We start from the raw sequence: 14104 nt of genomic DNA on the forward strand, positions 1-14104 counted from the left end.
TTTTTAATTTTGATACATATGGTATTTTTGATTCTCTTTTGCTTGTCTTTGCTGAACTATTTTATAAGTATCAAGTGCTTTTATTTTTTCCACTTCATTAATCACTGATGTTTTATACTCTTTAATTATTGAATTAAGAACTAAAGTATAAACAATACTATTTAGTTTTAAAGAGTCCTCATTTCTCATTAATTTATCTAAATCAATTGCATAAATAGCCTCTTGAAAAGTGTAAAACAATCTTTGTTTATTATCATCTAATCTATATGTGTAACCTAAGATAGTAAAAAAGTTATCTTCGTAATCTTTTTTTAAACCCTTTTCTTCTAAATAAATAGAATACTTTGAGATTTCTTCTTCACAAGTTTTAACTATCATATCTGCTTCTAAAACTTTATTTTTAAAACTATATAAATAATCAGAAATTTTATTAATCATTTTTAATATTACCTTTTCACAATTGTTTCATTATTTCATTATATAATGTTAAAATAAAACAAAAATATAAATAGGAATAATTATGAAAAAAAGTACAATAGTTGCATCTTTGATATTAACTTCAAGTTTAACATACGCATTTGATTTAGGAAGTATTGCAAAAGGTGTTATGGATACTGTTACAAATTCAACAGAAAAGATAAAGACAAATACTAATACAAACCTTAGTGATTCAACAGTAACAAATGGCCTAAAAGAAGCTTTAAAAGTTGGAGTAAACTATGCTGTAAAAGAGTTAGGGTCAAGCAATGGATATTTAAGTAATTCACTAGTAAAAATTCCATTACCAGATAACTTAGCAAAAGTAGAAACACTTTTAAGAAGTGCAGGAGGAGATGAAATGGCTGATAATTTAATCAATTCTATGAATAAAGCAGCAACAACAGCAGCTCCTAAAACAGCAGAGATCTTTGTAGATGCAATTGATAAAATGTCATTAGAAGATGCTCAAAATATATTAGCTGGAGATAAAGATGCAGCTACAAATTACTTTAAAACAAATACAACAGACTCTTTAAAGAAAATGATTGCACCTATTATTCAAGATACAATGAAAGAAAATCAAGTAGCTTCATATTATGATATGGCAAATAATTTTTATAAAAATAATGCAAAAAGTATAGTTGATAATTCTGGTGTTATGGATATAGCAAAAAACTTTGGTGTTGATTCTTATTTACCAGGAAGTTCAGATCAATCAATAGATGATTATGTAACAGATAAAGCAATTGGTGGATTATTTACAATGATTGCGCAAAAAGAAGCTGAAATTAGAACAAATCCTGTAGCTCAAACTACTTCACTTTTAAAACAAGTATTTGGAGACTAATTTCGAACTTTTAATTACTAAAACTTAAATCTAAAATTTTAGAATTAAGTTTTAGCGTCAATATTATCTTTACCTTCAAATTCTTTTTCATTTGCACTTGAAACAATAGAAACTGCAATAGAAGATGTTTGAGTTGCTATATCTTTAGTTTTACTTGCAACTACTGCATTCTTTTGTGTTTGTTGATCTAAAGAATTAATTGCATCATTAATTTGTATTATTCCTAGTTGTTGTTCTCTTGAAGAATTCTTAACATCAGAAATAAGTTCAATTGTTTTATTAATATTCTCATTTAAACTTGTATATCCTTTAATCATATTATCAGAGATAATTTTACCTTCATTTGCTTTTGTATTTGCATTTCCTACAAGTTCTTTTATCTCATTTGCAGCATCTGCACTTCTATTTGCTAGATTTCTTACCTCTGCTGCAACTACAGCAAAACCTTTGCCTGCTTCTCCAGCAGTTGCAGCTTCAACTGCAGCATTTAATGAAAGAATATTTGTCTGAAATGCAATTTGGTCTATTATTGTAATTGCTTCATTAATTGAAGTTACTTGAGCATTTATTTCATCCATTGCTAAAGTAGTTTTGCTAGCTAATTTTGCGCCCTCTGAAGCTGAATGTGTTACATGAGAAGCAAAACTAGACATTTCTGCAATCTTTTCTGTTGTTGATGTTATATTACCTGTAATTTCTTCAAGAGCAGCAGCTGTTTCTTCTAATGAAGCTGCGGCATCATTTGATGATTTATTTAACATATCTACATTTGATAATAAAATATCAGATGAATCATTAATCACTAAACCATTTTTCTTGTTAACCGTAAGCATTTGAGTAATAGCTGCTCTTAAATTATTGATATCACTTACAAGTTGATCAAATACTTCACCTTTTTCAATATTTTCAACTTTTAACTCATTAAGATAGTTATAATTAGAATATTCTTTTAAAATTATATTAACTATATTAAAGTTTTCACTTGTTACTTTAATCATATCATTTACATCATTTTTAAGACTTTCTAAACTCTCATTTGATGTTGATTTTTCAATTTGTTTTGAGTAAGATCCTTTTTTAACCATAGTTAAAACTTCTTTTGCATTTATTAATAATTCATTATCAACTACGATGCCTTCTTTAATATTATCAATGTTTTCATTAATAACATTACTCATAATACCAATTTCATCATTCGCTCGAACTTCTATAGCCTTAATATGATTTGTTTCTCTATTAAGATATTTAAAAAATGACAATAAACCATCTTGTAATGCATTAAGTGGAGTAACTATACTTTTATTAATAACATAAATTGCAATTAATGTTATTAAAACAAGCATTATTATTGAAATTAGAATTGTAATATTACGAATATTATGTGGAACTATTAAAATCTCTGATTCATCAATTTCAGAAATTAATGCCCATTTAATAGAGTCATCAATATTAATAGATGTATAAGAAGACAGCACAGGATTTCCATTATAATCTATAATAATCTCTGTATTTGACTTACCTTTTAGTGCATTTAGGGAAGCTTTTGTTTCAACTTTTCCTAAACTAGGATTTGCAAAAGATGCTTTTAAAGAATGATTTTTAGTATCTAAAAAGCTATCACTTCTCATCAGCTTATCAGAACCTACTAAATAATCTTCTTGACTTACTCCATAGCCTTTTCTAAATTGCATAATATCATTTATTGCTTTATCCGATATTTGAAAAACTAATATTGATTTTATATTGCCATCAATATATATAGGTGTTCCAACAAATATTGCTGGTGCATTTGCACTTGGAGCATATGGTTTCATATCTACGAATGATACTTTTTTATTTTTCTTAACTTTATTAAAAACTTCAGCTAATCCACTATCTTTTAATTGACCATATAAAAGATTCTCTCCATAATCAGACTCTTTTGCAACTGAATACATCACATGGCCATAATCATTGTTAATTAAAAAGATATCATAATAACCATAGTTTTTTAAGTAGTTATTGAAATATTCTTCATGTGATTTTATTTTGTTTATGAATTGTTTGTTCTTTACAGGAAATTTATCTCTAGCTTTTATAGATAATTCATCGTAAGTATTATTTAGTTTTTTAACAAAACTTTTTGTATCGATACTTAAAGCAAGAGTTTCGATATCTGCTCTTCTTTCTTCAAAAAATTTACTCAATTGTTTGTGTTTTGAATCTCTTACATTAGTTAAGGAATCAAAACTATTTTCTACTAAAGTATCTTTAATTATATATGAAGAAAAACTTGAAAGTGATATTGCTAAAAAAAGCACAGAAACTAATAATAATAGTATTAACTTTAATTTTATAGTTATATTTTTAAACATTCTAAACCTTAGTTTTTTATTTTTATTACTTTTTAGTTATTTTATTACTTATTGCCTTATTTTAAGGTAAAATAATTATTATCATTTATAATATTATTAGAAGTTTTTTTAAACAAGACTTATTTGGTATAATTTGAAAAAACAATGGAATAAATATATGGATATAAATAAATACTTCTCAAAAGTAACTATAATAAATAATCTAGCAAAATATGAAACATATTATCAAGTAGCTCTTGGTATCTTAGTAAGTGCTACAAATACAAAAAAAATTGACTCTGATATTAAACTTGAATATGCACTAGGTTCTATTTATGAATTAATAAAAGATTTAGAAAATGAAAAAAATTTAGAATCAATTTTTAATATAGAACTACAAAAACAAAGTGCAATGGATGCTGTACAATACTTTGCAAATGAAAATATTCAAGCTGTAAAAAATAAAGAGCTTGATATAGAGAATACTATAAATAAGATAAATGATAATTTGTTTTTCAATGACTTAGTACTTGATATTTGTAAAGAAAATGAAAAAAATCAAATAACAAAATGGGAAAATATAATAACAAACGAAATTGCAGATGCTATAATGAATTCTTTATTAGACTTAGAAAAAAAATAAATTATTCTATTTATTATTTAGATATTCGTTAATAAGTCTTTTGATTTTAATTTTGTCAGAGTTAAGTATTAAAAAGTGGGCATTCATAGAATCTTCAGAGATATCACCTTGAAGTATTTTATCTAAAGGATTAATAAAAGCATTAATTCCAGAGCCAGATATTCCACCAATAGATATAAGAAGTGATGATTTATTAAGTTTCTTCAAATATCGTGAACCACGAGAAAAACCAATATAAACTTTAGCACTTGGAATATCAAAATTCTTATTTGTCATATTTGAATCAACAGTTTTAAAAGTATAGGAAACTAATAAATCGGTGATTGATTTATTAATCTCTTCATGCTGAAGAGGAAGACCTGAAGATTGATTTCCTTTTATATAAACAATATCGCAATCATACATTTAAAACTTTCATATTTTATTTATCTTTTCTTTTTATGATAACTTTATAAAGTAATATTCCTTAAATATTCATGAATCTTAGGCAAGTAATCTTTTCTACATACAAGATGAGTATCTAAATAATTCTCGATAGAAGTTATTTCTACAGAGTCTGAATATCCAAACTTTTCTATTACTTTAGGAGAAAGAAGAGTTACACCATATCCAGCTTTTACACATCCTAAAATTAACTCATAGTTTTCAAGAGCAACAGTTTTGTAACTTTCTTCTCTATTTTCTTTAATATATTTTTCTAAAAAAATAGCATTTGCACAAGTTTTCTTAAAAACAAAAACACTATTTCCAATTTGTTTCTTCTTTGGCTCAACAAGTACCATTTTCTCATCAAAGATATTTAAAATTTCTAAATATTTATTGTGAGGATTTCCATTTATAAAAGCAATATCTATTTTATAATCTAATAATTTATCTATTAAATTCAAACTACTATCTACATTGAATTCTAATTTCATTTCTTTAAAGTCTTCACTTAATTGCTCAATAAATGGTATTAGATTACTTGTAGTAAAAGTTTGAGTAGAACCTATTTTTAGTACTTCTTGATAATTTATATTTCTTAACTGAAGGGTAGCTTCTTCAACTTTCTTTATAATATCAATCGCATAAGGATATAGCTTTTCACCTTCACTACTTAGAACTACCCCTCTGTTTGTACGGTGGAATAAAAAATAATCTAGATTTTTTTCAAGTTGTTTGATTCTTAATGTCACATTTGATTGTGTAAACTCTAACTCTTTAGCAGCAGCAGAAATACTCTTGCTCTTAGCAACAGTAATAAAAACCTTTAATAAATTTGTATCCAAAATATATCCTTTTTAAACTAAATAGTATCAATAACTAAAATACAAGCTATTATAAAAAGTAAAACTTTTAATATTTTCACATAAAACCTTGCATCAATTTTCTTCTTAATTATAAGACCAAAGTATAAGCCAATACCTACAATTATAAAACTAATAGCTGATAATTCAACAGCCGTGGATGTAAATACACCAAAATAAACAAATACAATTATCTGCCCTACTTTTGAAAATAAAAAACAAAGATTAGATAACTGTATCGTATCTTTTTTAGAGTACTTTAACTCTAAAGTATAAATAATAGTAAGAGGTGCTACAACATTTGTAAGACCTGATATAATACCTCCAATAATTCCTAGACCATAAGTAGAAGACTTTGGATAATTATGAATAAAACTTGCTCGCAATTTCACAATAGATTGGAGAAGATACATAAAAATAATAAGCGCTAAAAGAAGTTTAAAATACTCAGATTTAAAATAAATAAGTAGTACTGTACCAAGACAAGAACCAATAACCATTAGTAAAATTATAAACCAAAACTTTTTTAAAGCCTCAAAAAACCTACCTTCACTTAAAATACTAACAAGATTTACAATCATAGTTGGAACAAGAATATAAGTAATTGTAGTTTGAATATCAGTAAACATTGCAATTGTAGGAGTACTAATAAGTCCAAAACCAAAACCAATACTTCCATGAATTAAAGAGGAAATAAAAACAACAAGTGAGAAAACTATTAAAAAATCTGTTTCCATATGACTACCTTTAATATTACATATAACTATGTGTAATACCCAAAGGCATTACTAAAGATTATAGCAGAAAGATTATAAAATATATAATATACTCTTCTTTATTTAATAAAAAAGATAATTAAGATATGATACTTTTAGTTCCTATATGGGTAAAATATATTAAAAGGCAATAATATGAAAAAAGTTTTAATTTTTATAATAATGATGAGTAGTTTTTTATTTGCAGCTCAAATAAATCAATGTAAAGAAACAAAATTAACTGAAAAAACAAGTATTTTAGCTTGTCCAAGTGGAGATTATGAAGCGAAATTTGAATTAAGAAGTAAAAAAAGAGATATGACTGAAGCACCAATATTAAAACTACTTGCTAAAAGAGAACCTAATATTATAAATAATTATAATCAAAAATAAATTTAATAAAAAACTATTTGCAACGCTGAAGATGCGTGCAAATAGTTAATTTATTTTATAAAGCTTTTGCAGTTATTCTATTTAATCTCTGTGCAAATGCTACTGCATCAGTAATTTCCATACCTTCAGATAATTTTGCTTGATCTAATAGTACCCATGAAACATCTGATACTAATGAGTCATCAGCTAAACCGTTTAATTTTGTAACGATTTCATGATCAGGGTTAATTTCTAAAATAGGTGCAGAATCAGGCATCGCTTGTCCCATTGCTTTCATCATTTGTGCCATTTGAGCCATTTGTGCATCACCTGCGTCTTTAACAACACAAGATGGAGATTCACTTAACCTATTTGTAACTCTAACATCTGAAACTGATTCACCTAAAATTTCTTTGATTTTTTTAGTGATATCTTCAAACTTAGCTTCTACTTCTTTTTTATCTTCATCACTTTGTTCTACCTTTGGAGCTTCACAAGAAGTAATATCTTTGAATTCCCACTCTTGGTAAGCACCATACATAGGAGTAATAATTTCATCAATTTCTTTATCATCTAGGATAAGAACTTCGATATCATTTTTCTTATATGCTTCTAATAATGGAGAATTTTTAAGAACATTTTCATTTTCACCAACGATGTAGTAAATAGCTTTTTGTTCTGTATCTGCAGCTTCTTTATAAGCTTTTAATGAAGTCATTTTTCCTGCTTCTGCTTTTGAGGATTTAAATCTAATTAATTCTAAAATAGCTTCTTTATTAGTAAAATCTTGGTAAGCACCTTCTTTTAACGCTCTATTATATTGTTCAACAAAGGCAGCATATTTTTCTTCATCTTTTGACATTTTTTTGATTTCATTTAAAATCTTTTTTACAGATGCTTGTTTAATATTTGCCATAACTCTGTTTTCTTGTAAAATTTCACGAGAAACGTTTAATGGTAAATCTTCAGAATCAATAATACCTCTAACAAATCTTAAGTAAGTTGGTAATAATTCTTTTTCAGAATCTGTAATAAATACTCTCTTAACATAAAGTTTAACACCTGGTTGGTAATCAGCTCTATACATATCCATTGGAGCAGTTGTAGGGATATAGAAAAGCGTAGTATATTCATTAACACCTTCAGCTTTTGTATGAATTACAGCCATTGGATCTTGAGAATCATGAGAGATTGATTTATAGAAATCATTATACTCATCATCTTTTAATTTAGCTTTTGGTTGCATCCATAAAGCAGTTGCTTCATTGATTTTTTCATTTCTATCTTCAATAGTTTTTTTAGCTTCTTTTCCAGCTTTTTCATCTTCTTCGCTTAAAGTTTCAGTAACTTCTTCTTTGTAAGAAAGAAAAATTGGGTAGGCAATATGGTTAGAATATTTTCCAACAATATTTTTGATTCTTTCTTTACTTGCAAACTCTTCAGCTTCTTCATCTTTTAATTTGATGTAAATCACTGTTCCTGAAGATTCTTTAATACAAGGTGCTAATTCAAATTCACCTGTACCATCACTTGACCACTTATATCCTGTATCTTCACCAGCTTTTTTTGAAATTACATCAACATGAGATGCAACCATAAATACTGAATAGAATCCAACTCCAAATTGACCAATTAAATTTGAATCTTTTTTAGCATCACCTGTCATTGCTTCAACAAATGATTTAGTTCCTGATTTTGCAATTGTACCAATAGAAGCAATTAAATCTTCTTCATTCATACCAATACCATTATCAATAATAGTTAATGATTTATCTTCTTCATCAAAAGTAATTGTAACTTGCCCAGCCCAATCTTCAGGTAATGCTGCTTTGATTTTTTCGTCTGTTAGTTTTAAGTAATTTAATTTATCAATTGCATCACTTGCATTTGATACTAATTCTCTAATAAAAATTTCTTTATTTGAATATAATGAGTGAGTCATTAATTGTAAAAGTTGACCTACTTCTGTTTGAAATTGATGTTTTGCCATAAAAATCTCCTGTATTTTTTAATATTATTTATTGTAATTTTATCACAACTTTATAAAAGGAAGCTAAAGTTTAGATAATGATTAGCACTTTTGTACTTCAAGTGCTAATTTTATACTTTAAAAGCTTTAATTAAAATAAAAAAGTACACAAGGAGTAAACAAAAAAATATTATAATCTATTTATATATTAAGGATTTAACATGATTAAAAAACTATTTAACAAAAAGATTTATTTTCTTTTAACAACAGGATTTATTGCAATATTTGTAGGAATCATTGGTGGTGTAGTTGATATTATTCAACCTCAAAATGTTATTGATACAGCTTTACATCTAGGTTATCCTTTGTATTTCTTTACTTTACTAGGAGTCTTTAAAATATTAGGTGCAATTGGATTATTTTTACCAAAAGCATATAATAAACTAAAGGATGTAGTTTATGCTGGTTTTACAATTGATTTTATTTTTGCATCTTTTTCTCATTTTAGTGTAAATGATGAATTTGTAAAAATAATTGTTCCATTAGTTATGTTAGGGATATTATCTATTTCATATAAATTAAAAGAATAGAGTATAAAATCTATCTTTTAAAGTCTAAGTTACATACTTTCTACGTCTGTAACTTCTTTTCCAGATAGTTTTTCTAGTTTTATTTCAACTAAATCTAAGAAATCTCTTCTATTTTTTTCATCCATATTATTGTTTAGCATTTCAATAATATACTTTATACCATTTGCATTTATTTTTTTTACACTTGCTAAATAATGCACAAATGAAATTATTTGTATATCATCAATAGAGTATAGTTTTTTAGTCTCTTTTTTTAAAGGAAGTAAGCCTTTTTCTTCATACATTTTAAGTGTTCGAACCTTTGAAGTTAAAAGTTCTGCAATACTACTTAAAGGGATTACATCTTTTGTGTTATCTAATAAAGCCAATTTTTTCCTTTTAAATGTTTTTTTAATTTACTAATCTACTTTTAAAACAATCTTTCCAACATGTTTTTTACTTAAAAATTCTTTTTGAGCTTCAACAATATTTTTAAGTTCAAATGTTTTAGCAACTAAAGGTTTAATCTCTTTTTCTTCAATTCTTTTTATTAAGTTTAAGAATACTTCATTTTCAAGTATTGTACATCCAAAAAATGATAAATCTTTTAAATATAATGTTCTAATATCAAGCTCAACAATAGCTCCTGCAATTGCACCTGAAACTGCATATCTTCCAGAAGGTTTTAAAACTTCTAAAAATTCATTCCATTTTTTACCTGCAACTAAATCAATTACAACTGTAACACTATTTTTACCTAAAACTTCTATTAAATCATCATTTCTAGAAACTACCTTTGTAGCACCTAAAGCTTTTATAGCTTCAAATTTAGAAGGTGATGTTATAGCAATAACTTTAGCGCCTCTTGCACATGCTAATTGAACTGCAGCGCTTCCAACACCACCTGAAGCTCCTGAAACTAATACAATATCATTTTCATTTACATTTGAACGTGTTAGTAAGTTTTCAGCTGTTGAATAAGAGCAAGGGAATGATGCCAATTCAATATCACTATAATCACTCTTTATTTCATAAGCATGTTCATTTGATACAACAGTAAACTGACTAAATCCACCATCACATTCACTACCAAAATACCATGGATTTTCTAATTGCACGGCATTTACCTTTTGTATGCATGGTTCAACTATTACTCTTTGTCCAATTCTTGAGGAATTGACACTTTTCCCAACCCCCACAATATATCCACAAACATCAGCACCTTGAATCATAGGGAACTTTAAACTCTCTCCCGACCAAGAGGCATCATCTGAACTATTATCTTTTTTTGAATACCAAGCAATTCTTGTATTAATATCCGTATTATTAACACCTGCTGCTTTTACTTGAATTAAGACTTCATTATCTTTTGGAATTGGAGTTTTATAGTCTTTAACAAATTCAAGTTGATCATAGTCACCATTTGCTTTTAGAATTATAGCGTTCATTTTATTAGGAATTGTTTTCATCTTTGCTCTTTAGAAGTTTTTATTTAAGAATTTATATTGTAAGTATAAAACAAGAGTTTATAAAAACTCTTGTTTTATGAAGTAATTATTTAGCTGCGTTTGCTGCTTTGATCCAAGAATCAACTTTAGTTTTATTTGTTTCTAGCCATTTTTGAACATGTCTTTTAATATCTTTTTGTTTATTTTGACCATTTGTCATAAGCATATTTTGACCACTAATATCATTTACATCAATTTCAACAATATCAAATAATTTTGCAATATCTTTATGTTTTGTTTTTACACTCATATTTGTTGCAATTTTTTGATTATTAATATTAAATCCATAATCTGCACCATTTGCTAACTTTGTAGAAGTAGTGCTTGGATTAGCTGAATGTGTTACTTGTAAAAATGTCACATCTTTTCCAGGAACTAATTTACCACTTACCCAATAAGGAGTCCATGTATAATAAAGAATTGGTTTTCCAGTTTTATAATTTGCAAGAGTATTTGCGATTAATGCAGAATATTCACCTTGAATATGTTCAACAGAATCTCTCATACCATATGCATCTAATTGATGTTCAATAACTTTTTCACATCCCCAACCTGCATTACATCCAGTTAAGTCAGCTTTTCCATTTCCATTTAAATCAAATAATTTTGCTATTTCTGGTTTTTTTAAATCATTGTAATATTTAATATTATATTTATCTGCAGTTTTTTTATCTATTAAATATCCTTGAGCACAATTTGAGATAAAGTTAGAAGATATAAGAATTTTTTTATCTCCTCCTAGAGCAGCAATTTTTTCTTTATGTAAAGGATCCCATACAGAAGCTAAAAAGTATACATCTTCACTATCCGCATTACTTGCTATTGTTTGGTATGCAATATCATAATTTACATCTTTAACACCCTCAATTTCATGTCCCATTTTTTTCAATAATTCATTAACAACTAATGTTTGAAACATTTCTTCTGCAATACCACTAGTTAGTGCTGTAACTTTTGCACCAAATACACTTGTAGTTAGTGCTAGTGACGCAACTATACTTAATATACTTTTTTTATTTAACATTTTTTCTCCTTGAATTTGTAATAAAACCTATAGGTCCTTTTTCATACCATTTAGTTTTATCATTTTTATCTTTTTTACCCATTTCTTGCGTTAATCTATCTAAAACAATAGCAAGTAAAACTATTCCTAATCCACCAACAGCTGCTAAGCCAATGTCAAGTCTCCCAATTCCTCGAAGAACCATTTGCCCTAATCCACCTACTGCAATCATTGAAGCAATAACAACCATTGAAAGTGACAGCATTAATGTCTGATTCACACCTGCCATAATTGTAGGCATAGCTACAGGAATTTGAACTTTCCATAACATTTGAGAAGAACTAGCTCCAAATGATCTTGATGCTTCAATTAAATCTTCAGGTACTTGTCTAATTCCTAAATTTGTAAGTCTAATAAGTGGAGGAAGTGCAAAAATAATAGTTACAATAACTCCTGGAACATTTCCAATACCAAATAACATAACAATAGGAATTAAATATACAAAAGCTGGTGTTGTTTGCATACCATCAAGAATCGGTCTTAATATTTTATCAGCTGTATCGCTCTTCGCACTCCAAATACCAAGAGGTAGACCTATTATAATTGAAAATAGAACAGCTGTAATAACCAAGGATAAAGTAATCATTGATTCTTCCCATGCCCCTATAAATCCAATAATAAAGAATGAAATCAATGTTCCAAAAGCTAGTTTTTTACTTGAAAACTGAAGGGCTAATAAAACAAAAAATAAAATCACTACATAAGGATTTAAATACAATAAAAAACTCTCAATTGATTTTAAAACAATATCAATTGGCGCCTTTGCAGCTAAAAATACATCTCTGAAGTTTTCAACTAACCAATCAATTCCCGTATTTGTCCAAGAATCAAAAGGAATAAGTACATTTTCAAAAGGATTTAATATATCAAATTCTTTTACTTCTTCAACGTGAACAGTTGCTGCTTCTTGCGTCCAATCTACTGTTGATTCTTTATTTTCTTGTGCAGTTGATGCATTTCCCCAAGGATCATTACTCATTATCAACTCCTTCATCAAATACTTTTAATAATCTACTTTTCGAGATTGTACCTTTATACTTACCATCATCATCTACAACAGCTGTAGGATAAATATGATTTGCAATATCAGAAATAAAATCACCAATTTGCAAATTATCATTAATTGGCTGCTCATCAATAATTGCATTATGTATTGAGCCACCTAATTTTTTCTGTTCTTTTAAAGATTCTAAAGTTAATATTCCTAAATATTTACCATTCTTCTCTATAAAATATGCATAATCTTGATCAAAATCTGAAATATATTGAAGTGCTGATTTGATACCAGTACTTTCTTTATTTATAATAGTAGAGTGAACTTTTTTTACAATATGAGAAGCATTTAATACAGAAGTTACATCCACTCCTTTAAAAAATGATTTTACATAATCATTTGCAGGCTCATTAATAATCTCTTCAGGAGTTCCAATTTGAACTACTTCACCATTTTGCATAATTGCAATTCTATCCCCTATTCTAATTGCTTCATCTAAATCATGAGAAATAAAAACAATAGTTCTTTTTTCTTTTTCTTGAAGTTGAACTAGTTCATCTTGCATTTCAGTTCTAATTAACGGATCTAATGCGGAGAATGCTTCATCCATTAACATAATATCAGGATCATTAGCTAGAGCACGTGCTAAACCAACTCTTTGCTGCATACCACCACTTAATTCATCAGGATATGATTTTGCGTGATGCTCAAGGCCTACTTGTTCTAATGCTTTTTGTGCAGCTTCATATCTTTTAGCTTTTTCTATTCCACTTAATTCTAATCCAAAAGATACATTATCAATGATATTCATATGTGGCATTAACGCAAAAGATTGGAAAACCATTGATATTTTTTTTCTTCTAATTTCAATAAGTTCTTTATCACTTAAAGTAGTTACATCTGTTTGATCGATAAATATTTGTCCAGTTGTTGGTTCGATTAGTCTATTTAAAAGTCTTACTAGCGTTGATTTACCAGAACCGGATAAGCCCATAATTACAAATATTTCACCTTCATTGATTTCAAAACTAGCATCTTGAACACCAATAGTCATACCTGTTTTAGTAAAAATTTCTTCTTTACTTTCTCCATTCTTTAACATTTTTAAAGCCTTCTTTGGATTCTCTCCAAATACTTTAAAAACATTTTTTACTATAAGTTTTTTATTTACAATATCGATTTTTGACTCCATTTTTTTCTTAAATTACATATATTATTACATATAAGACTTAATTTTATATTAAATCTTATATATTTAATGAAATATTTTACATAAAAGATGTAA

The 14104-nt window shown here is 27.1% G+C and carries 15 protein-coding genes; 4 read left to right on the forward strand and 11 right to left on the reverse strand.

Annotated features, from left to right (window positions below; genetic code table 11):
• Positions 1-3: 3 nt before the first annotated feature.
• Positions 4-438 carry a hypothetical protein gene (locus tag KO488_RS00660; protein WP_216056837.1) on the reverse strand — a complete coding sequence of 145 codons (435 nt, stop codon included), beginning with the start codon at positions 436-438 and terminating at the stop codon, positions 4-6.
• Positions 439-520: 82 nt separating this feature from the next.
• On the opposite strand from KO488_RS00660, the gene KO488_RS00665 reads away from it, so the two are divergent.
• Entirely contained in the window at positions 521-1327 is an 807-nt protein-coding gene (locus tag KO488_RS00665) for a DUF4197 domain-containing protein (RefSeq protein ID WP_216056838.1), read from the forward strand.
• Positions 1328-1371: 44 nt separating this feature from the next.
• On the opposite strand, the gene KO488_RS00670 is transcribed toward KO488_RS00665, so the two are convergent.
• The gene (locus tag KO488_RS00670) at positions 1372-3681 is read right to left on the reverse strand and encodes a methyl-accepting chemotaxis protein (protein ID WP_216056839.1); all 2310 of its coding nucleotides are present in this window, start codon (positions 3679-3681) and stop codon (positions 1372-1374) included.
• Between the two features lie 157 nt (positions 3682-3838).
• On the opposite strand from KO488_RS00670, the gene KO488_RS00675 reads away from it, so the two are divergent.
• Positions 3839-4303, forward strand: a complete 465-nt coding sequence (locus KO488_RS00675) for a hypothetical protein (RefSeq protein ID WP_216056840.1) — start codon at positions 3839-3841, stop codon at positions 4301-4303.
• A gap of 6 nt (positions 4304-4309) precedes the next feature.
• Here KO488_RS00675 and KO488_RS00680 read toward each other — a convergent pair whose 3' ends face one another.
• Genes KO488_RS00680 through KO488_RS00690 form a run of 3 tightly spaced genes read right to left on the reverse strand, consistent with a single transcriptional unit; the run spans position 4310 to position 6326 of the window.
• Positions 4310-4708: a hypothetical protein gene (locus KO488_RS00680; protein WP_216056841.1), complete on the reverse strand. Its 399-nt coding sequence runs from the start codon at positions 4706-4708 to the stop codon at positions 4310-4312.
• A 44-nt stretch (positions 4709-4752) separates the two neighbouring features.
• Entirely contained in the window at positions 4753-5571 is an 819-nt protein-coding gene (locus tag KO488_RS00685; RefSeq protein ID WP_216056842.1) for a LysR family transcriptional regulator, read from the reverse strand.
• Between the two features lie 17 nt (positions 5572-5588).
• On the reverse strand, positions 5589-6326 hold the full coding sequence (locus tag KO488_RS00690; RefSeq protein WP_216056843.1) for a sulfite exporter TauE/SafE family protein: 738 nt from the start codon (positions 6324-6326) through the stop codon (positions 5589-5591).
• Between the two features lie 174 nt (positions 6327-6500).
• Here KO488_RS00690 and KO488_RS00695 point away from each other — a divergent pair, with 174 nt between their 5' ends.
• A complete protein-coding gene (locus KO488_RS00695) occupies positions 6501-6737 on the forward strand; it encodes a hypothetical protein (RefSeq protein WP_216056844.1) in 237 nt (78 codons plus the stop codon).
• Positions 6738-6792: 55 nt separating this feature from the next.
• Here KO488_RS00695 and htpG read toward each other — a convergent pair whose 3' ends face one another.
• Positions 6793-8706, reverse strand: a complete 1914-nt coding sequence (htpG, locus tag KO488_RS00700) for a molecular chaperone HtpG (protein ID WP_216056845.1) — start codon at positions 8704-8706, stop codon at positions 6793-6795.
• Positions 8707-8906: 200 nt separating this feature from the next.
• Between htpG and KO488_RS00705 the strand changes: the two genes are divergently transcribed.
• A complete protein-coding gene (locus KO488_RS00705; RefSeq protein WP_216056846.1) occupies positions 8907-9275 on the forward strand; it encodes a DoxX family protein in 369 nt (122 codons plus the stop codon).
• A gap of 29 nt (positions 9276-9304) precedes the next feature.
• Here KO488_RS00705 and KO488_RS00710 read toward each other — a convergent pair whose 3' ends face one another.
• The 5 genes from KO488_RS00710 to proV all read right to left on the reverse strand — a co-directional run bounded on the left by KO488_RS00710 (position 9305) and on the right by proV (position 14011).
• Complete coding sequence (locus tag KO488_RS00710) at positions 9305-9643, reverse strand: MerR family transcriptional regulator (RefSeq protein ID WP_216056847.1); 339 nt, start codon at positions 9641-9643, stop codon at positions 9305-9307.
• Between the two features lie 30 nt (positions 9644-9673).
• Entirely contained in the window at positions 9674-10723 is a 1050-nt protein-coding gene (locus tag KO488_RS00715; protein WP_216056848.1) for an alcohol dehydrogenase family protein, read from the reverse strand.
• Positions 10724-10808: 85 nt separating this feature from the next.
• Entirely contained in the window at positions 10809-11786 is a 978-nt protein-coding gene (proX, locus tag KO488_RS00720; RefSeq protein ID WP_216056849.1) for a glycine betaine/L-proline ABC transporter substrate-binding protein ProX, read from the reverse strand.
• Complete coding sequence (gene proW / locus KO488_RS00725) at positions 11776-12804, reverse strand: glycine betaine/L-proline ABC transporter permease ProW (RefSeq protein WP_216056850.1); 1029 nt, start codon at positions 12802-12804, stop codon at positions 11776-11778. Before proW ends, proX begins: the two co-directional genes overlap by 11 nt.
• Positions 12797-14011 carry a glycine betaine/L-proline ABC transporter ATP-binding protein ProV gene (gene proV / locus KO488_RS00730; protein ID WP_216056851.1) on the reverse strand — a complete coding sequence of 405 codons (1215 nt, stop codon included), beginning with the start codon at positions 14009-14011 and terminating at the stop codon, positions 12797-12799. The genes proW and proV overlap by 8 nt, the downstream gene beginning before the upstream one ends.
• Positions 14012-14104: the final 93 nt, after the last annotated feature.

It is taken from the genome of Poseidonibacter lekithochrous, from assembly GCF_018861145.1.
Classification (GTDB): Bacteria; Campylobacterota; Campylobacteria; order Campylobacterales; family Arcobacteraceae; genus Poseidonibacter; species Poseidonibacter lekithochrous_A.